Raw genomic sequence first — 19,477 nt, 5'->3', positions numbered from 1 at the left:
AATTAATTCTGGCCTACTGGATCATGCGTTGCATGGGGAGACTGCCGTTCATCTTGATTTCGTCGACGAACTCGGACACGGAACTGGAGCCGACTTCGGCGGCGTGGCTGGCGACCACCTGTTGCACGCTGGCGGTCACCGCATCGCTTGTCGCGTCGTCATGCTCATCGCGCAGCAACAACACCAACCGCTCAGCCAGCTTTGCGGGCGTGGGGCTTTCGTTCAGCGCCATGACCGGCAGCCGGATACCGAAGCGGTTCTCCAATGCAACCACCAGTTCCACGCCCATCAGCGAGTCCAGGCCCATGTCGTAGACAGAGCGTGTGGATTCAATCTTGTCGGGCGACACGCGCAGAATCTCGCCGATCTCGGCTTTGAGCATGTCGGTAAACCGCTCGTGCAGCGTAGCGTCGTCCAAGGTGGCGATCATCTGGGCGATGTCGTCGGCGCCGCCGTCTTCATCGCCGCTTTCACCAGCGCGCCGTGCAATGTCCGAAAACTTGGGCAAGCCGGCGGTGGGCAGGAAGCGGCTGAGGGCGCGCCAGTCCAGTTCCAGTACGCCCAGGCCCGAGGCGTCCGTGACGAGCATGTCTTCCAGCGCATCCAAGGCGACTTGGGATGCCAATGCGCCGCCACCCATGCGGCCTTGCAGGGCGTCCTTGATCTTCTGGTTGCGAGCCAGGAAGCCGACGTCGTCGATAGCGCCCCATCGTACGCAGGTCGCGGCCAGACCGTCGGCACGGCGTTGGGCGGCCAGCCGTTCCAGCCAGGTGTTGGCAGCGACGTAGTTGCTTTGGCCGGGGTTGCCGAACAGCGTCGTGGCCGACGAATAGAACACGAACAAGTCCAGCGGCAAGTCGCGGGTCAGCTCGTGCAGATACTGCGCGCCAAGCACCTTGGCGGCGAGCGTGCGTTGAATTTGAGCGGGAGTGGCGCTGCGCGCCAAGCCATCATCGATGACGACCGCCGCGTGCACCACGCCTTTCAGCGGGGGCAGGGTGGCGGAGGTTTCGTTAAGCAGGCGGGCGAGGGCGTCGCGGTTGGTGACGTCGCAGGCTGCGGCGTGGACTTGCACGCCTTGGCTGGCGAAGGCTGCCAGCGCGGACTGCGCGTCCTCGCTGGCGGGGCCGCTGCGGCTGATCAGGATCAGGTTGCGAGCGCCCTTGTCGGCAAGCCATTGTGCGGTGCGCAGCCCGAAGCCGCCCAGCCCGCCGGTGACCAAGTAGGTGGCTTCGGCGGGCAGCGTTAAACCTGAGGCCGCATGGATGGCTGGCGCATGGACGCCGCTGATGCCGTTGCGATACGTGATGACGATCTTGCCAATCTGGCGGGCCTGCTGCATGTAGCGGAAGGCGTCGACGATGTCGTTCGCGTCGAAGACGGAATAGGGCAGCGGATGCAGTGCGCCCTTGCGGAACAGCGCCATCATCTCGCCGAACAGGCGTTGCGTCAGGTCGGGACGTTCGTTCATCAGTTGATCGGCGTCGATGCCGAAGTAGCTGATGTTGTTGCGGAACGGGCGCAGGCCGATGCGGGTGTTCTCGTAGAAATCGCGCTTGCCCAGCTCCAGGAAGCGGCCGAATGGCTTGAGCACCCGCAGGTTGCGGTTGATCGCTTCGCCGGCCAACGAGTTCAGCACGACGTCGACACCGCGGCCATCCGTGTCAGCCAGGATTTCATCGGCGTACGACAGGGAACGCGAATCATAGATATGACGCACGCCCAACAGGCACAGCAGGTCGCGCTTTTCGTCGGAGCCGGCGGTGGCGTAGATGTCTGCGCCCAGCCACTGCGCGAACTGGATGGCGGCGATGCCGACGCCGCCCGCGGCACCGTGGATCAGAATCTTCTCGCCTTCTTCCAGGCGCGCCAGGTGGTGCAGGGCGTAGTAGACCGTGAAGAAGGTGCTGGGAATGGTGGCGGCCGCTTCGAAGGAGAAGCCGTCGGGGATATGGGAAATGGCGCTGGGCTTGGTCAGCACGCGGTCGCCGAAGCTGGCGGGGCCGAAGCCTACGACGGCGTCGCCGACGGCATAGCCGTCCACGTCGGCGCCCACGCGGATGACCGTGCCAGAGAATTCCAGGCCCAATGTGGGGCCGGCGAAACCGTTTTCGATGGCCTCGTCGGACAGCAGGCCCAAGGCGTACATGACGTCTCGGAAGTTCAGGCCGGTGGCTTCGATGCGGACTTCAAGTTCGTCGTCGGCAGGCGCGGGCGCGGGGCAGGATTCCCAGCGCAGGTTGCGCAACTGGCCAGGGAATTCAAAGCCCAGGCGGATGGCCTGCGACGCGCGGGACGCGTCGGATGCCTGCGCGGGGCGCGCAGCCTGTTGCAAGCGCGGGGCGAAGCGCGCACCGGTTGCGCCGAGGATGATTTCGTCTTCGTTGTCCAGATGCGTCAGCTCACGCACCACGCTGTCGGTCAGCAGGCCGGCTTGCGCCAGCGGCAGGTCAACCAAGCGGATGCGGAAGTTGGAGGCCTCGTTGGCCAATGTGCGGCCGTAGCCCCACAGCGACGCGTCGTTCAACGCGTGCATGCCGGCGCTGGCAACGGCCTTGCCGCACAAGTACTGGGCGGCGTCGGCCGTGATCAGCCAGACCGTTGCGCTGGTCTGGCTGCGTTCACATGCCTGGATGACGGCAGCGGCCAGGCCGCAGCGTCGCGTTTGCTTGGCCAGCAATTCTTCGGGTGTTTCGTGAGCGTCAGCCCACGCCAGACCGTCCAGTTGAACGACATGGTTGACTGGGCCGGTGGCGCCGTTGCGCAGCAGTTCGTCCAGCGCGTCGGCATCAACCGCAGTGGCGATGCGCACGTGGTGGCCAAGAGCGGCAAGTTTGTCGTTCAGGGATTGCGCCAGACCTGCGCCATGCTCAGGGTTGCGATCCGCCAGGATCAGCCAGTTGGCGGGTTCGATGGCCGCGGCCGTGTGGGGCGCCGCATCCGCGTGTTCACCCAAGCGCGACGTCAGCAGATAAGCGCCACTGGCGAAAGAATCCGCGAAGGGCATCGGGCTGTCGCAATCCAGGCCCATTGCTTGCAGTTCTTCCTGCCAGAATTCGGCGGGCTGTTGTGTGGACAGCTGTGCGCCGTCTTCGCTGGTTTGCCACCAGCTGGGGCGGGCGCCGAAGACGAAGTCACCCCAGGCAGCGGGATGGGCGCCGCAGAGCAACAGGACGCCACCGGGCCGCAGGCTGGCGCGTGCGTGGCGCAGGGCGGCGCGGGCGGCTTCCAGCGTATCGAACTCGCAGTGGAAAAGGGCAAGGTCGCATCGCGCGGTGGCGGTGGCGCCGCCTTCGCCGATGAATTCGGTCTGCGCGTTTGGATAGCGTTCCGACTGCTGGTGGACGACATGGTCCAGCACGTCGCGGTTGTTCGACGCGTAACAGTAGTCAGAGACGTTGAAGTCCAGGGCGTCGCAGCAGCTTGAGGCAAACAGCGGCGCGGCTTGGCCGACTTCGATCACGGCCAGGCGTTGGCCGGGCAGCCGATTGGTTTGTGCTTGCGTCAGGGCCGCGTTCAAAGCGGAACCCAGGCGCTGGCCACTGGCGGCGCCGAGCGCGCTGCGGCTGATCGAGGCGGGCGTGCTGGCCCGTGGGCAGACGTCATCCAGCGAGGCTTCACCGCGCAGCAAGGCGGGCAAGTGCAGGCCAACGCGGCCAACGGCGTGAACGATCTGGGCGTAGTCGGGATACTCGCGCAGCAGCGTGTTCCAGATATCACTCGTGCCGCTTTCGCTTTCGTCCTTGGGCGGCAGGTGGATGCCTGCGGCAGAGGCCTCGGCGTAGCCAGCGGTCGTCAGACGGGCGATGGTGTGTTGCAGTAGCAAGGCGGAATCCGGCGCGTGGCGGCACAACTCCGTGATCAGGGCTTGCGGCAGCAGCAGGCCGTCAGGCGCGATCTGGCGCAAGGCATCTAGCGAGAAGCCATCGCACAGGCTTTCCAGCAGCGGGTCTACCTCTTCCGAGTAGCGGGCGTGGGCGCCGTGCTGGGCGCAATCGGCGATCGCGTCGCGCAGTGCCGTGTGCAGGACGTCGTGGTCCAGCGGGTTCGGGCCGAATGGCGCATGCGGTCGCGGCGTGGCGACGGCGTCCAGAAAACTCAGGTGATCGGCGGCGGGCTTGCGCAAGCGGATGCTGCGAAAGCGGGCTTGCTCAACGGCCGCAATCTGTTCGCCTGCTGCATTGAAGAGTTCAAAGCTGGCGGTCAACGAATGCGGCGCACGGCGTTCCAGGCGGACACGGGCAGCGGCGGGTTGGCCAGCATTGGCCCGCAGGCTCAGACGGCCGATCTTCGATGGAACGAAGGCAATGCCTTGGCCCATGGCCGGGTCATTGCGCAGCAGCTGGATGATCAGTTGGAAGGCGCAATCCAGCAGGGCGGGATGCAGGTGAGTGGCGCGGAGTTCGCCTTCCAGGCTGCTGGGGGCTTGCAGCACGGCCAACACGCTGGTGTCAGATTCTTGCCAGCCATGCGACACCGCGCGGAAGGCGGGGCCGTAATCCAGGCCCACGGCACGGGTCAGCGCATTGTGCGTGTCGCCAGTGAAGTCGGGGGCGCGGGTGGGCAGGGTCAGCAGGTCTTGGTGCAAACGCGCCAAGCCGGGTTCACGCAACAGGCGGCCGCTGGCGTGCTTCACCCAGGGCTCCGAGCTATTGGTGTCCTTGGCGGTGATGCGGAAGCGGCCATCGGAATCGTCCAGCAGGAAGCGCGTCAGTTTGCTGGGTGACGCGTTCAACAGCAGCGGAGCGTGGATTTCCAGTTCTTCAAGTTCGGCGCAATCGCCGGCTTGCCATTGCAGCGCCGCGGCCAGCGCGATTTCGGCAAAGCCCGTGCCGGGGAACACGACGGCGTCGCCGACAATGTGGTCTGCCAACGCCGGGTGCGACTGCGTATCCAGCTGGTTTTCCCAGGTGTGATCGTGCTGCTGCATGGGGTAACCCAGCAGGGGATGCACCAGGCGGCGTGAAAGCAGACCAAGTGATTCTGGCGTGGTGGGATGCCAATGGCGCTCGCGCTGCCACGGATACGAGGGCAGTTCAACCGCCGGCCCTTCCCACGGGAAGAGCGATTGCAGATCAATTTGCGCGCCGCTGATGATGACCTGGCCGGCTGCGTTCCAGATCTTTTCGGGGTCGTCACCACCACGCGTGGACGTGCTGAGTGCGCGGCCTTGGATGTCAGCGGTCTTGAAGGTGTCGTTCAGGTAAGAGCGCAGCACCGGGTGCGGGCCGACCTCGACAAAAACGTTATTGCCCTGGGCTACCAGCTGATTGGCGGCCTGTTCGAAGCGAACCGGCTCGCGCACGTTGCGCCACCAGTAATCGGCGGTGAGCTCAGCGCCGTCGAGAGGGGCTCCGGTGACCGTGGAGTAGAACGGGATATCGCCTGATCGGGGCTGGATTTGCGCCAGGGCGTCACGGATGCCGGCCTCGATGGGATTCATCGCGGGGCTGTGGAAGGCGTAGTCCAGGTCCAGGCGGCGGAAAAACAGCGCTTGCTCGGCCAACGCGGCTTCCAGGATGGTCAGGGCGTCTGGCGAACCGGCTACGGTCGACCCGCGGCTGCTGTTGAAGCCCGCCACGCACAACTGGTCGCCCAAGTTGTGCAAGGCGATCAACGCTTGTGCCTCTTCGCCGCTGATACCCAGCGCCGTCATGCGGCCGTGGCCCTTCGTCTGGCCTTGCAGCCGGCTGCGCTGGAAAATGACGCAGACCGCGTCGGGCAACGTAAGCGCGCCGCAGGCCCAGGCTGCGGCCACTTCGCCAACGCTGTGGCCGATAACGGCCGAAGGCACGACGCCCCGTTGCGCCAGCATGCGCGTGATGCCGACTTGCAGCGCGAACAGCGCGGGTTGGGCAATTTCAGTGCGGGCGTAGCGGTCGTCGCCATTTTCGCCGGCCAATTCTTTATGCAACGAGAAATCGGCGTATTGCGAGAACAGGGCGTCGACTTCGTCGATCGCCGTGGCGAAGACGGGGTCAGCCAGCAGGCGGCGGCCCATGTTCGCCCATTGGGAACCGTTGCCGGAATAGACCATCACCGGGCCGTGGGCGCGGTTAAGCGCCGTGCCGGCCACGACGCCGTGATGCGTGTCGGCGTCGCTGGCGAATTGTTCTAGCAGGTCGGCGACGGTGTTGCATTGGGTGCCGAAGACGACGGCCCGTTCATCATGCCAGTCGCGCCGCATGGCGGCATGGTAGGCGGCGTTGTAAAGGAACCGTGCGGGCTGGCCACGCAACACGTCAGCCATTTGCCGCGCCGCAGCCTTCAGCGCCTGCGACGACTTACCCGTAACGATGACGGGAATCGGCGCGGTCTTGGCCATCTTGCCTTCGGAGGCGGGGCTGCGCGGGGGCGCGCTTTCCAGGATGACGTGGGCGTTGGCGCCGCCGAAACCAAATGAGTTGACGCCCACCACGAGCTTGCCCGTTTGGCGCAGCTTGCGGTTCTGCGTGACGACGTCCAGATTCCAGTTTTGAAATTCGATCTTCGGGTTCAGCGTCTTGATGCCGATGGTGGCGGGCACGACGCGGTGGCGCAGCACATACATCGCCTTGACCAGACCGGCCACGCCCGAAGCGGCTTCCAGGTGGCCCAGGTTGCTTTTGACCGACCCGATAGGCAGCGGCGCGTCTTTGCTGCGTTGCTGCGCAAGGGCCGCGCCGATGGCGCGGGTTTCGATCGGGTCGCCAACGGCGGTGCCGGTGCCGTGGGCTTCCAGGTAGTCGATGTCAGCAGGCGAGATGCCTGCTTGTTCGTAGGCCTGGCGCATCAGCGTGGCTTGTGCATCGGCGCTGGGGACGGTCAGACCCGACTTGCGGCCATCGGTGTTGACGGCGGAGCCGGCAACGACGGCCAGGATGTTGTCGCCATCCGCGACGGCCTGATCGTAGTCCTTCAGCAGGAATACGCCGCCGCCTTCCGAGCGGACATAGCCGTCGCCCGCCGCGTCGAACACGTTGCAGCGCCCGCGGGGCGACAGCATCGATGCCTTGGAGAATGTAATAAAGCCGTAAGGGTGCAGGTGCAGACTCACGCCGCCAGCAAGGGCCTGGCTGCATTCGCCGGAGACGATGGCGCGGCAGGCTTGGTGGAAGGCCACCAGCGATGACGAGCAGGCGGTGTCCATGGCGATGCTTGGGCCGCGCAGATCGAAGAAGTACGACAGGCGATTGGCGGCGATGCTGGCGGTGTTGCCGGTTGCCATAGAGGCGTCGACAGCGTTCAGATCTTCAGCCAGGCGGTAGGCGTAATCGGAACTGGCGATACCTATATAGACGCCGCAATTGGTGCCGCGCAGCGTCGACGGTCGCACGCCTGCCTGTTCGATGGCTTCCCAGCTCATTTCCAGCAGCAGGCGCTGCTGCGGGTCCATGAGGGCGGCTTCGCGCGGGGAAATACCAAAAAAGCCGGCATCGAAGCCAGAGACGTCGCCAATGGAGCCGGCGGCAAACGTATATGCCGTGCCAGGATGCTCTTTGCCCGGGTGCAGATAGGCGTCTGCCGACCACCGGTCTTCCGCCACGCGGGTGACCAGATTGCGGCCATTGAGCAGGGCCGGCCAGTAGCTGTCCGTGGTGGTGCTGGGGAATCGGAACGAGAGTCCGATGACGGCAACGCGCTTAGCCATGCAGTGTCCTTCTACCCCAACGGGAAGCCGACAGGGAATTTGAATTTGCGGTCACGCCGCAGGGGGAAAGAGGGCCGGTAAGGGCCTGGGTGCCGAAGAGGCCGATCGCCTGCCGCACCAGATCAAGTGTTGATCCGGATGCGGACGTCAGGCGTGGCCGTCGGTGTGGCCCGAGCTGCTGGTTCTCCGTTCCGCCGCCATCACGAGGATGGCCCCCTTGCTTTGGACACTGCTTTGGCGCTGCTGCCGGCGCGCCATCTGAATGCTCGTTATGGTCATTACTTAGTTCTTGTGCTTCGCCGCTCGGCACATGCCTTCTCTTCCGCTCGCTTGGGCAAGGGCGGGGCATGATTGCGGATGAGCCGCGGAAACAAATTGATTTAAACGGAATGATTTTACTGTATGCCAAAGATACGACTGCCCTTGGCCTAGGTATGTAACCCCGAGCCCCCCACAGGAAACATTTGAGGCTCAGCTGTCATTTTGCTGTCTCTACGCTTCTGGGCGGGTAGGATATCAATCATTTGTAACTTATTTCAGGCAAGATTAATCAAAACGATTCAGGCGTAGCCAAAGCTGACGCCAATTTCGTAATCCGCCGCAAAAATTGCAATATTCGCGAAATCATCGTGCTAACAGCGGGCAAAAGATCGCAATTGTACGAAGTTGTCGGTACAGAAAAGACGACGCGCGCCAGATGGCGCGCGCGAAGATGCAACAAAACGCATTTGTTTCAAGACAACCCGCAGACCGGCACCGGAGAAATGCGTTTGGCAGGCGTTGGAATCCGCCAGGAAGCTCGGCGGCGCAAGGCGCCAAATATCTTCAGACCTTGCGGCCAATCGTCCAGCCCGCTCTCCGCATTGATATGCCCGGCGCCCGGCAGGATGACGACGCGGCTGCCCCAGTCTTGCGCGAAACTGCGGGCGCGCTCCAGCCGGCAGTACGGGTCGTTGTCGCTGGCGACGACGACGCTTTGAAAGGGCAGGGGCTGGCGGGCGATGGGGGCGAAGCCGCGCAGGCAGTCGGGCGCATCGGGGCGTTCGACATCGGCGGGCGCGACCAGCAGCGCACCGGCCACTTTGGCGCGTAAAGGAACAGGCAAGGCGGCGCTGATCAGGCAGCCCAGGCTGTGGGCGATCAGCAGCACCGGGCTGCGCGCGTGGTCAACTTCTGCCGCCAGCGTGGAAATCCATTCCGCCGACGACGGGTTTTCCCAGTCGCGTTGCTCGATGCGCACGGCGTGGGGCAGCAGGGCAGCCCAGCGCGATTGCCAGTGGTCGGGTCCGGAGTTTTTCCAGCCCGGGACGATGATCGGTTGGAGTCTCATGGCGGCCATCATGCCGCGCCACGTTAGTAACTCAAACGAATAAATCGTCTTTTGCATATACGGTGACGGGTATAAGCCGACGCCGCACCGCGATGCGGCACTCAGCCGCCGGCAATGCACCCGAAGCCGTGCCGGATCGGCTCTAAATAGGGCGTTTTTTCGGTGTATGCTTGCCGTGCAAATGCACCGTAACGGGGCGTGACCATATCGATATCCGGCGTCCGCCCGGTTAAAAAACCAACGATTACAAGCGATTAAGGGAGTCCACTCATGAAGCCAGTATTTCGTCTGACCCCGGTCATCGCGGCGCTGGGAGTCGCCGCTGGCCTGACGTTTGCCGCGGGAGCGCACGCGCAAACCATCAAGATCGGCGTGGTTGGCCCGACCACCGGCGCCGTCACGCAGTATGGCGACATGGTCCGTGAGGGCGTCGACACCGCAATCGAACGCATCAACGCCGCGGGCGGCGTCAACGGCAAGAAGCTGGAAGCCGTGGTCATCGACGACGGCTGCGAACCCAAGCAAGGCCCGGTTGCCGCCAACCGTGTCGTGAACAGCAAGATCGGTTTCGTTGTGGGCCACGTGTGCTCGGGCGCCACCATCGCCGCTGCCGACATCTACAACAACGAAGGCGTCGTCATGGTTACGCCTTCGGCCACGGCGCCTGCCGTGACGGACGGCAAGAACTACGAGTTCATCTTCCGCACGATCGGCCGCGACGACCAGCAAGGCCCGGCGGCTGCGAAGTTCGTGCTGGAAAAGATCAAGCCGAAGAAGGCCGCCGTGCTGCACGACAAGCAGTCGTACGGCCAAGGCATTGCCACGGCGGTGAAGAACGATCTGGAAAAGGGCGGCGTGCCCGTCGCCATCTTTGAAGGCATCAATGCCGGCGACAGCGACTACTCGGCCGTCATCACCAAGTTGAAGAGCCAGGGCGTGGACTTCGTCTACTACGGCGGCTACCACCCCGAAATGGGTCTGCTGCTGCGCCAGGCCGCCGAACAAGGCGTGAAGGCCAAGTGGATGGGTCCGGAAGGCGCGGGCAACCCCGACATCAACGCCATTGCTGGCGATTCCGTCGAAGGCATGCTGCTGACGCTTCCGGCCGACTTCACGCAGAACGCCGCCAACGCGGACATCGTCAAGTCCTTCGAAGCCAAGAAGCGCAACGCCGGCGGCGCCTTCCAGATGACGGCCTACACGGCCACCCAAGTCATTGCGGACGGCATCAAGGGCGCGGGCTCCGACGACCCGACCAAGGTCGCCAAGTACCTGCACGCCAACTCGTTCGATACGCCGATCGGCAAGGTGTCGTGGAACAAGCAGGGTGACCTGAACAACTTCGAGTTCGACGTGTTCACCTGGCACAAGGATGGTTCCAAGACCGTCTACAAGTGATGCCATGCGGGCTTAGCGCCCGCGGCATCGGATGCGCTAGCCAGCGCATGACAACCGGGCCGGAAGCCTTAGTCTTCCGGTCCGGTTTTTTTGACCTTCTTTTGTCCGGACCCCATGACCAAGGCCCTGTTAGTCGAAGACGATCCAAAACTCTCGCGCCTGATTGCGCAGTTTTTGGAGCAGCACGGTTTCAATGTCGCTCAGGCCTATCGCGGTGATCATGCCGTGGAGGCATTCCGCCGGCACGAGCCGGCCATCACCATCCTGGACCTGATGCTGCCCGGGCGGGATGGGCTGCAAGTCTGCCGCGACCTGCGCGCATTTTCGTCGGCGCCCATCCTGATGCTGACCGCCCGCGAAGACGATCTGGACCAGATTCTGGGCCTGGAATCCGGCGCGGACGATTACGTCATCAAGCCGGTTGAGCCGCGCGTACTGCTTGCGCGCATCCGTGCGCTGATGCGCCGCCACAACCAGTTGGACGAGCCGCCGGAGCATCTGGAGTTTGGGCCGCTTTCGATCGACCGCCGCACGCGCGCCGTGGTGCACGCGGGCGTCGAGGTCGATCTGACGACCATGGAATTCGAAATGCTCTGGGCGTTGGCGAGCCAGGCCGGGCAGGTGTTGACGCGCGACGATCTGCTCAACGCGGTGCGCGGCATCGAATTTAACGGGCTGGACCGCAGCGTGGATGTTTGCGTCAGCAAGCTGCGCCGCAAACTGGATGATGATCCGCGCGACCCGGCGCGCATCAAGACCGTGTGGGGCAAGGGCTATCTGTTCTCGCCCAAGGCGCACGAGGGCAGTGATGCTTAAGTTCGTCCTGCGGCTCTTCGTGGTGCTGGCGATTGGGTTTGTGCTGTCAAACGAAGTGGTGGACCGGACGGCGAATTATTTCTTCGAACCGGTCAATGTGGACTACACGCGCGAAGCCGTGCGGGGCCAGTTGCACAGTTTGAAGCAGGAATTGGCCAGCGTTGCGCCCGAGGCGCGGCGCGACTATGTCCGCGACACCTTGGCGCCGCATTACGGGCTGATCTTGCAGGTGCTGGACCCCGCCGACTACAACGCGGCGGATTTCGCGCTGACCGATGACGAGCGGCGCACCATCGAGGCGGGCGGGTTCTTCCTGCGCGACAAGATGATGAGCTTCATTGCCGCCATTCCCGGTCCGGGCGCGCAATGGCTGCTGGTCAAGATGCCACCCGAGCCGCCGGTCGGCACGTGGGTGATTGTCATCATCTACTCCGCGTTGGGCCTGCTGTTGTGTGCGTTCATGCTGGTCTGGGCGTTGCCGATCTGGCGCGATCTGGAAGCGCTGAAGACCGCTGCGCAGCGCATGGGGCAGGGCGACTTGCAGGCGCGGGCCCGGCTGTCGCGCTATTCCAGCATCCGGGCGCTGGGCGACACCTTCAATCAGATGTCCGACCGCATCAGCACGCTGATCAGCAACCAGCGCGAGCTGACCAATGCGGTATCGCACGAGCTGCGCACGCCCATTGCCCGGCTGTCGTTCGAGCTGGACATGATTGACCGTGAGGCCGACCCGGCAGCCCGCAAGCGCCTGGTCGAAGAAATGAAGAGCGATGTCGCCGAGCTGGACGGCATGGCGTCGGAATTGCTGATGTATGCGCGCCTGGAGCACAAGAGCGACGATGTGCCGCTACAGGCGCAGGACGCGCGCGGCTGGCTTGATTCGGTGGTGCAGCACGCGGCCTTTGAAGCCGGATTGTCGGGCGTGCGTTGCGTGGTCGCGCAATGCGATACGGCCGAGGTGCGGTTGCATCAGCGCTACATGACGCGCGCCTTGCTCAACTTGCTGCAGAACGCGATTCGGCATGCCGGCGGACGGGTTCAGGTTGCGCTGACCAGCCCGGCGCCGCAGGAATACGTGCTGACGGTGGACGACGATGGCCCGGGCGTGCCGCCCGCCGATCGCGAGCGTATCTTCGAACCTTTCATCCGCCTGGATGAAAGCCGCGACCGAGGCACCGGCGGCACCGGCCTGGGTCTGGCCATCGTCAGCCGTGTGGCGCGGTGGCATAACGGTTCGGCGCAAGCGTCCGATAGCCCGTTGGGTGGCGCCCGTTTTGTGATCAGCTGGAAAGCCGCCTGAGCGCGCGGCAACGGGCGACGGCGCAGGCGTAAAGAAACTTCACAAACGACGCGCCGAATCTTCACAAACTCCATACAAAGCGGGAAAGATCGCGCGCGAGCGCGTGGATAGCATCACGGCATTCACCTTACACAGGTTTTGCCGCTAGCCATGTTCTCCCTAAGCCGCCTGGTTGCCATTGGATCGTTGCTGCTTGCCGCAGGCGGTTGCCAGAGCGTGCCGCCCGCCGCGCCGGCCACCATCGCCAAGGGGGATTACGCGGCGGTGGTGGACTACTTGTCGCAGCGCATTCCCTACGACATGGGTGTGTCCAAGGTGCCGGGCGTGTCGATCGCCATCGTGGACGATCAGCGCGTTGTGTGGAGCACGGGGTTTGGGTACGCGGACACGCTGCGGCATCGCAGCGCCACCAGCGACACGCTGTATCGCGTGGGCGCCATCAGCAAGATCGTTACCGCCGCGGGCGTGCTTCGCGCCGCCGACGATAAGCGGCTGCGGCTGGATGCGCCGGCCAGTGATGCCTTGCCGGACTGGCATGTGGCGCCGCGCCGCAACGCCATGCAGTGGATGGGCGCCGAGCCTTACACCGCCCGCAATCTGCTGAGCCTGCATCCGGACACGCTGGAGGACACGATGGGCCGCGCCCGCGCCGACATGGCGTATGCCCTGTTAGGCGACATGGTGGCGCATGTGGCCGAGGAACCCTTCGATGGCTATGTGCGCCGCACGATTTTCCAACCGTTGAATATGCCGCGTGCGGGGTTTCAGCCGCACGAGCGCATGTTGGAGCAGCGCGCCGCGGGCTACCGGCGCGGCCAGCCATGGACGGAGGCCCCGCAGCCCAATGAGGCGGCAGACGGGCTATGGGTAAGCGCGTCCGAGATGGCGCGCTTTACCAGCATGCTGTTTGCAGATGGCATGTACGGCGGCCAAGGCGATGGCAAATACGGCCGCAAAGAGGGCGGCAAAAGCGTCGGTAACGCAGGCGGAGAACCCGAGGGCAAGCGCGTGCTGAAAGAGGAATCCGCGCAGACGCTGCTTGGCCTGGAAACGGTGGCGGGCAGCAGCCTGGATCTGGGCTGCCGCTTCGCCTTGTCGTGGCTGGCCGCGCCCTGTGGCGACAACGTTGTCAGCGCGATGACCGTGCGTGAACACAGCGGGGCCACCGAAGCGTTCCATTCCCGATGGGTGCTGGCCCCGCAGGACAAGCTTGCCGTGCTGGTCATGAGCAACTCCGATTCCGGCGAGCCGCTGGTGGCAGCGGTGTCGACGATGGCCATGCGCATGATGCGCCAGGCCAAACAAGGTTCCGACACCCCCTAGAAATTTTGCCCGCGCAGATGCGTGGTGCGCCGGCGCGGGCTTTTCAACCGTGCTTTTCACCTTCGCTATTCACCTTCGTTTTTCAACTTTGCTTTTCTACTTCATTTTCCGGATTCCGAAATGCAGCGATTTTTCCCGTTGTTCCTGTGTTCGCCTGTCACCCGCCGCGTCCTGGCCGCAAGCTTGTTGGCCAGTGCGCCCGGCCTGTCGGCAGCGGCGGGTGAGGTCGTCGTGGCGGAAGCCAGTTCCGTTTACGGGCAACGGGGGGCAAGCTCAAGAGGACTGACAGTGGCCACAGGGGAAGAGCGTCCGGAAGGGCAATGGACGTTCTATGGCACGTTGGGGGTGGGGGTAGCGCCGCGCTACAGCGGCAGTGACGAAAGCTCGGCCGTTCCCATCTTCGGCGCGGGCGTGCGCAGCCCCAACGGTTTCTTTCTTGGCACCGACCACGGTTTGGGCTGGGAAACGCAAGCGCTGGACAGCACGTTCCGCTTCTATGTCTTGCCCAGTGCGTCGCGCAAGGATCACAAGAAAGGCTATCAGGGGTCAGACAAACTGCGTGGTATGGGCGACATCAAAAGCCGAGCGCAGATCGGGATGGATGCCGAGACGATGCTGGGGCCGGTGATGTTGTCGGCCACCTTGGGCCACGCGTTCAAGAAGGGCGACGACCGCGACGTGGGCAGCGCCTATACGTTGTTGAACCTGGGCGCGAGCACGACGGTGTATGAAGGGTCTGCGGGCGCATTGTCCCTGGCGTTGAGCGGCACCTTGGGCGACGGCAACTACATGCGCACCTGGTACGGCGTCAGCAGCCAGCAGTCGGCAAAGTCCGGCTACCGGCGTTACGACCCGAAAGGGGGATTGGAAAGCATGAGCTTGGGGGCGACGTGGGCGTTGCCGCTTAACAAGGCCTGGTCATGGACCGTGGCGGCCGAAGCGCGCCGGCTGTTTGGCGACGCGGCCGATAGCCCGATCGTGAAGGAACGCAATCAATACACGATCGGCACGATGGTGACGTACACGTATTGAAAGAAGGGGGGTACCCGATCTCTGCTGAGACCGGGCAGGAGCCTGAATGCAAAACCCGGGCAGAAGCCCGGGTTTTTCGCTTTACAGGTCTTTGACGCGGCGGCCGGTGTCGGCCTCGAACCAGTGCAGCGGGTGGCGGCCGTCCGGGCCCACATTGACGCGGTCACCCACCTTGGCGGACGACTCGGACAACTGGCGCGTCGTGCAGCGCACGACCAGCGTGGTCTTGCCGCAGCGGCAGTGGACCAGCTGTTCCGAACCCAGCGTTTCAACCATCTCGACTTCGGCCGGCACGCCTTGCGTGTTCAGCAGCATGTGCTCCGGACGCATGCCCATGATGATCTTGCGGCCGCGCACTTGCGCCGGCACTTGCAGCGGCGAAATCGCCAGCGCCATGCCGTCAGCGGTTTGCACGGTGCCGTCGCCGGCCACTTGCACTTCCATCAGGTTCATCGGGGGCGAACCGATGAAGCCAGCCACGAACGTCGAGGCCGGCCTTTCGAACACTTCCATCGGGGTGCCGATCTGCTCAGGCACGCCCTGGTACATGACGATCATGCGGTGGGCCAAGGTCATGGCTTCGACTTGATCGTGCGTCACGTACAGGCTGGTGGTGCCCAGGCGGCGATGCAGCTTCATGATTTCCAGGCGCATCGCCACGCGCAGCTTGGCGTCCAGGTTCGACAAGGGTTCGTCGAACAGGAACACCTTGGGTTCACGCACGATGGCGCGGCCCATGGCGACACGTTGGCGCTGACCGCCGGACAGCGCGCGCGGGCGGCGGTCCAGCAGGTGGCCAAGTTCCAGGATCTGCGCGGCGATGTCGACGCGCTTTTTGATCTCTTCCTTGGAGAACTTGCGGATCTTCAAGCCATAAGCCATGTTTTCAAACACGGTCATGTGCGGGTAGAGCGCGTAGTTCTGGAACACCATCGCGATGTCGCGTTCGGCGGGTTCCAAGGTGTTGACGACCTTGTCGTCAATCACGATGTCGCCGCTGGTCACGGTTTCCAGGCCGGCGACCATGCGCATCAGCGTGGACTTGCCGCAGCCGGACGGGCCGACGATGACGATGAACTCACCGTCTTTGACATCCATGTCGATGCCATGGATGACCGGCACGTTGCCGGCATAGGTTTTCTTGACGTTACGGAAGCTGAGAGTAGCCATGTTTATTCGTGTTCGGAGTCGTGTTCGGGTGGGTGCGGATGGGCAAGCGTCACTTTTCAGTGTCGACCAGACCCTTGACGAACCATTTCTGCATCAGGATGACGACGAGCGCCGGCGGAATCATGGCCAGCATGGCGGTGGCCATGGTGATGTTCCATTCGGTCACGCTATCGCCTCCGCTGATCATCCGCTTGATGCCGATGACGACGGGGTACATGTCTTCCTGCGTGGTGATGAGCAGCGGCCACAGGTATTGGTTCCAGCCGTAGATGAACTGGATCACAAACAGGGCGGCGATGCTGGTCTTGGACAGGGGCAGCAGCACGTCGAAGAAGAAGCGCACGGGGCCTGCGCCGTCGATACGCGCGGCTTCGATGAGCTCGTCCGGCACCGTCAGGAAGAACTGGCGGAACAGGAACGTGGCCGTGGCCGATGCGATCAGCGGCAGTGTCAGGCCCGCGTAGCTGTTGAGCATGCCCAGGTCAGCCACCACCTTGTAGGTGGGCGCAATCCGCACTTCAACGGGCAGCATCAGCGTGACGAAGATCATCCAGAAGAAAAACATGCGGCCGGGGAAGCGGAAGTACACCACCGCAAACGCCGACAGCAGCGAGATCGCGATCTTGCCGATGGAAATCGACAGCGCCATGATCAGGCTGACGTACATCATGCGGCCCACGGGCGCGCCCGACGAACCGCCGGACGAGCCGCCAAACAGCGCCTGCATGTAGTTATCGACAAAGTGCGGACCGGGAATCAGCGACATCGGCGCTTGCGCCACTTCCTGAGCAGTCTGGGTAGACGCGACGAAAGTGATGTAGAGCGGAAATGCCACCATCGCCACGCCGCAGAGCAGAATGAAGTGGGCCAGAATATCCAGCCAGGGACGGCGTTCAACCATTGTTATTAGCCTCGAACAAAATCAATACTGCACTTTGCGGTCGACGTAGCGGAACTGTACGACCGTCAAGGCAACCACAATGAACATCAAAATCACGGACTGGGCTGCGGACGAACCCAGGTCCAGACCGCGGAAGCCGTCGCTATACACCTTGTAGACCAGGATCGAGGTCGACGTGCCAGGACCGCCCTGCGTGGTGGTGTCCACGACTGCGAAGGTGTCGAAGAAGGCGTAGATGATGTTGACGACCAGCAGGAAGAACGTGGTGGGCGACAGCAGCGGGAACACGATGCTCCAGAAGCGGCGCGCCGGGCTTGCGCCGTCGATCGCGGCGGCTTCAATGAGCGAACGCGGAATCGATTGCAGGCCAGCCAGGAAGAACAGGAAGTTGTACGAGATCTGCTTCCAGACGGCGGCGACAAGCACCAGCATCATGGCCTGGTTGCCATCCAGACGCGGGTTCCAGTCCACGCCGGACTTGCGCAGCGCGACGGCCAGAATGCCCACGGAAGGCGAAAACATGAACAGCCACAGCACGCCGACCACGGCGGGCGCAACGGCGTAAGGCCAGATCAGGAGCGTCTTGTAGAGCCCGGCGCCGCGGATCACGCGGTCAGCCATGACGGCCAGCAGCAAGGACACGCCCAGACCGACAACCGCCACCAGCACCGAAAACACGGCGGTGACGCGGAAGGAATCAAGGTAGGCCTGTTGCGAGAACAGTTCCATGAAGTTGTCCAGACCGACGAACTCGGACGACAACCCGAAGGCATCTTCCAATCGCATGGACTGCCACATGGCTTGTCCGGCAGGCAGGAAGAAGAAGACCACAGTAATGATCAGCTGCGGCAGAAGCAGCAGATAGGGCAAGGTCTTATGCCCAAATACAACGCGTTTTTCCATAGGGGGAACCCAAGGTACAGAAAAGCGGCGGTTGGATTAACCGCCGCTTGAAACCGCTTTCATAAAAATACGATAGGCTTAAAGCCCTAAAAAAACCAGGGCTTTAAGCCTTGCGCTCGTATCCGGATTGGCCGTTAAGTCCTTGTCATGCTTGAAGATTCAGGCTTGACTTGGCCCAGACGGAATCCCGGAAAGGGCGTTACTTTACACTCTTCTCGAACTTTTCCAGCAGCTCGTTACCGCGCTTGACGATGTTCTCGGCGCCGTCCTTGGCTGCAACCTTGCCGGACACGATGCGTTCGATTTCAGCGTCTTCGATTTCACGGATCTGCGGCAGGAAGCCCAGGCGCAGGCCGCGCGATTGTGCGGTCGTTTCCACGTTCAATTGCTTCACGCCGACTTCGGTGCCCGGGTTCTTGTCATAGAAACCGTCTTTCTTCGTCAGCTCGTAGGCAGCCTTGGTGACCGGCACATAGCCCGTCTGCTGGTGCCAGCGTGCGGCGATTTCCGGGCTGGCCAGGAACTTGAAGAACGCGGTCACGCCCTTGTAGGTTTCCGGCTTCTTGTTGGCGAAGACCCACAGCGAAGCGCCGCCGATGATGGTGTTCTGCGGGGCGCCTTGCACGTCGGCGTAGTAGGGCACGGTGGAGGTGCCGAATTCGAACTTGGCGTTCTTGGCGATGTTGGCGCGCAGGCCGGACGAACCGGTGATCATGGCGCACTTGCCGCTGATGAACAGCGAGTTCGGCTCGTCGCCGCGGCCGCCGTACATGAAGATGCCTTCCTTGCCCAGCTTGGCCAGGTTTTCCAGATGGCGCACGTGCAGCGGGGTGTTGATGGCGATGCGCGCGTCCAGGCCGCCGAAACCGTTGTCCTTGGTGGCGTACGGCACGTTATGCCAGGCCGAGAACGTTTCCAGCTGAACCCACGACGGCCACGACGTCGTGTAGCCGCATTCCTGGCCTGCGGCCTTCAGCTTCTGGCCGGCGGCAGCCAGCTCTTCCCAGGTCTTGGGCGGCTTGTCGGCATCCAGGCCAGCCTTCTTGAAGGCGTCCTTGTTGTAGTAGAAGACAACGGTCGAGCTGTTGAAGGGCATCGACACCAGCTTGCCGTCGGCCGACGAGTAGTAGCCGGCCACGGCGCCAATGAATTCCTTCGGATCGATCGGGTTGCCGACTTCTTCGGACATCTGCTGCACCGGCTTGATGGCGCCCTTGGCGTACATCATGGTGGCGGTGCCCACTTCAAACACCTGGAGGATGTCCGGGGCGTTACCGGCGCGGAACGCGGCGATGCCGGCGTTCATGGACTCACCGTAGTTGCCCTTGTAGATCGCCTTGACCTGGTAGTCAGGGTTCTTCTTGTTGAACTCGTCGACCAGACCGTTGACGCGGTCGCCCAACGCGCCTTCCATCGAGTGCCAGAACTGGATCTCGGTGGCGGCATGCGCGGAGGCGCCTGCGAAAGCCGTCATGATGGCGGCAAAGGTTAAAGCAATACGATGGGATCGCATGGTGAGGTTTCCTCCAGTTGGGCGTGTTGCGACCGGGGTGTCCGGGCACAGAAAACACGACACCTTATGAATTGTTTGTGACAAAACCGTGACTTTCACATCACTCCAAACGCCTGTCAAATTGCGCGTTTTAGGCGCGAACGAACATTTTCTTTTTTTTC

12 protein-coding genes are annotated in these 19,477 nt (G+C 63.2%); 5 read left to right on the top strand and 7 right to left on the bottom strand.

Going from position 1 to position 19,477, the window contains the following annotated elements:
• Positions 1 to 13 precede the first annotated feature (13 nt).
• The 3 genes from HV765_RS04855 to HV765_RS04850 all read right to left on the bottom strand — a co-directional run bounded on the left by HV765_RS04855 (position 14) and on the right by HV765_RS04850 (position 8,960).
• Positions 14 to 7,630 (bottom strand): type I polyketide synthase, encoded by a 7,617-nt coding sequence (locus HV765_RS04855; RefSeq protein WP_175168987.1) that lies wholly within the window; start codon positions 7,628 to 7,630, stop codon positions 14 to 16.
• A 147-nt stretch (positions 7,631 to 7,777) separates the two neighbouring features.
• Positions 7,778 to 7,909, bottom strand: coding sequence for a hypothetical protein (locus HV765_RS32045; RefSeq protein WP_276529713.1), 132 nt, complete (start codon positions 7,907 to 7,909; stop codon positions 7,778 to 7,780).
• Positions 7,910 to 8,363: 454 nt separating this feature from the next.
• Positions 8,364 to 8,960: an RBBP9/YdeN family alpha/beta hydrolase gene (locus HV765_RS04850; RefSeq protein WP_175168986.1), complete on the bottom strand. Its 597-nt coding sequence runs from the start codon at positions 8,958 to 8,960 to the stop codon at positions 8,364 to 8,366.
• Between the two features lie 270 nt (positions 8,961 to 9,230).
• Here HV765_RS04850 and HV765_RS04845 point away from each other — a divergent pair, with 270 nt between their 5' ends.
• From HV765_RS04845 to HV765_RS04825, 5 genes are all read left to right on the top strand, one after another.
• Positions 9,231 to 10,358: a branched-chain amino acid ABC transporter substrate-binding protein gene (locus HV765_RS04845; RefSeq protein ID WP_054421956.1), complete on the top strand. Its 1,128-nt coding sequence runs from the start codon at positions 9,231 to 9,233 to the stop codon at positions 10,356 to 10,358.
• 114 nt (positions 10,359 to 10,472) lie between these two features.
• A complete protein-coding gene (locus HV765_RS04840) occupies positions 10,473 to 11,174 on the top strand; it encodes a response regulator (protein ID WP_054421957.1) in 702 nt (233 codons plus the stop codon).
• Entirely contained in the window at positions 11,167 to 12,474 is a 1,308-nt protein-coding gene (locus HV765_RS04835; RefSeq protein ID WP_175168985.1) for an ATP-binding protein, read from the top strand. The genes HV765_RS04840 and HV765_RS04835 overlap by 8 nt, the downstream gene beginning before the upstream one ends.
• A gap of 150 nt (positions 12,475 to 12,624) precedes the next feature.
• Positions 12,625 to 13,797 carry a serine hydrolase domain-containing protein gene (locus HV765_RS04830; protein WP_175168984.1) on the top strand — a complete coding sequence of 391 codons (1,173 nt, stop codon included), beginning with the start codon at positions 12,625 to 12,627 and terminating at the stop codon, positions 13,795 to 13,797.
• Between the two features lie 120 nt (positions 13,798 to 13,917).
• A complete protein-coding gene (locus tag HV765_RS04825; RefSeq protein ID WP_175168983.1) occupies positions 13,918 to 14,829 on the top strand; it encodes a MipA/OmpV family protein in 912 nt (303 codons plus the stop codon).
• Positions 14,830 to 14,910: 81 nt separating this feature from the next.
• Here HV765_RS04825 and HV765_RS04820 read toward each other — a convergent pair whose 3' ends face one another.
• The 4 genes from HV765_RS04820 to ugpB all read right to left on the bottom strand — a co-directional run bounded on the left by HV765_RS04820 (position 14,911) and on the right by ugpB (position 19,316).
• A complete protein-coding gene (locus tag HV765_RS04820; protein ID WP_175168982.1) occupies positions 14,911 to 15,999 on the bottom strand; it encodes a sn-glycerol-3-phosphate import ATP-binding protein UgpC in 1,089 nt (362 codons plus the stop codon).
• A 49-nt stretch (positions 16,000 to 16,048) separates the two neighbouring features.
• Entirely contained in the window at positions 16,049 to 16,900 is an 852-nt protein-coding gene (gene ugpE, locus HV765_RS04815) for a sn-glycerol-3-phosphate ABC transporter permease UgpE (RefSeq protein WP_054421974.1), read from the bottom strand.
• Positions 16,901 to 16,921: 21 nt separating this feature from the next.
• On the bottom strand, positions 16,922 to 17,803 hold the full coding sequence (gene ugpA / locus HV765_RS04810) for a sn-glycerol-3-phosphate ABC transporter permease UgpA (RefSeq protein WP_046806304.1): 882 nt from the start codon (positions 17,801 to 17,803) through the stop codon (positions 16,922 to 16,924).
• A 199-nt stretch (positions 17,804 to 18,002) separates the two neighbouring features.
• A complete protein-coding gene (ugpB, locus tag HV765_RS04805; protein ID WP_054421975.1) occupies positions 18,003 to 19,316 on the bottom strand; it encodes a sn-glycerol-3-phosphate ABC transporter substrate-binding protein UgpB in 1,314 nt (437 codons plus the stop codon).
• Between the last annotated feature and the right edge of the window lie 161 nt (positions 19,317 to 19,477).

The sequence above is a fragment of the Achromobacter kerstersii genome (assembly GCF_902859595.1).
GTDB classification, from domain to species: Bacteria; Pseudomonadota; Gammaproteobacteria; order Burkholderiales; family Burkholderiaceae_B; genus Achromobacter; species Achromobacter kerstersii.
The sequence above is the reverse complement of the archived record's forward strand: the minus strand, read 5'-3'. Positions and strand labels throughout refer to the sequence as shown.

Bases quoted from the DNA above. Each gene is read 5' to 3' on its own strand.
- ugpB (WP_054421975.1), bottom strand. From the start codon at position 19,316: ATGCGATCCCATCGTATTGCTTTAACCTTTGCCGCCATCATGACGGCT.
- HV765_RS04825 (WP_175168983.1), top strand. From the start codon at position 13,918: ATGCAGCGATTTTTCCCGTTGTTCCTGTGTTCGCCTGTCACCCGCCGC.
- HV765_RS04840 (WP_054421957.1), top strand. From the start codon at position 10,473: ATGACCAAGGCCCTGTTAGTCGAAGACGATCCAAAACTCTCGCGCCTG.
- ugpA (WP_046806304.1), bottom strand. From the start codon at position 17,803: ATGGAAAAACGCGTTGTATTTGGGCATAAGACCTTGCCCTATCTGCTG.
- HV765_RS04820 (WP_175168982.1), bottom strand. From the start codon at position 15,999: ATGGCTACTCTCAGCTTCCGTAACGTCAAGAAAACCTATGCCGGCAAC.
- HV765_RS04850 (WP_175168986.1), bottom strand. From the start codon at position 8,960: ATGAGACTCCAACCGATCATCGTCCCGGGCTGGAAAAACTCCGGACCC.
- HV765_RS04835 (WP_175168985.1), top strand. From the start codon at position 11,167: ATGCTTAAGTTCGTCCTGCGGCTCTTCGTGGTGCTGGCGATTGGGTTT.
- HV765_RS04855 (WP_175168987.1), bottom strand. From the start codon at position 7,630: ATGGCTAAGCGCGTTGCCGTCATCGGACTCTCGTTCCGATTCCCCAGC.
- HV765_RS32045 (WP_276529713.1), bottom strand. From the start codon at position 7,909: ATGACCATAACGAGCATTCAGATGGCGCGCCGGCAGCAGCGCCAAAGC.
- HV765_RS04830 (WP_175168984.1), top strand. From the start codon at position 12,625: ATGTTCTCCCTAAGCCGCCTGGTTGCCATTGGATCGTTGCTGCTTGCC.
- ugpE (WP_054421974.1), bottom strand. From the start codon at position 16,900: ATGGTTGAACGCCGTCCCTGGCTGGATATTCTGGCCCACTTCATTCTG.
- HV765_RS04845 (WP_054421956.1), top strand. From the start codon at position 9,231: ATGAAGCCAGTATTTCGTCTGACCCCGGTCATCGCGGCGCTGGGAGTC.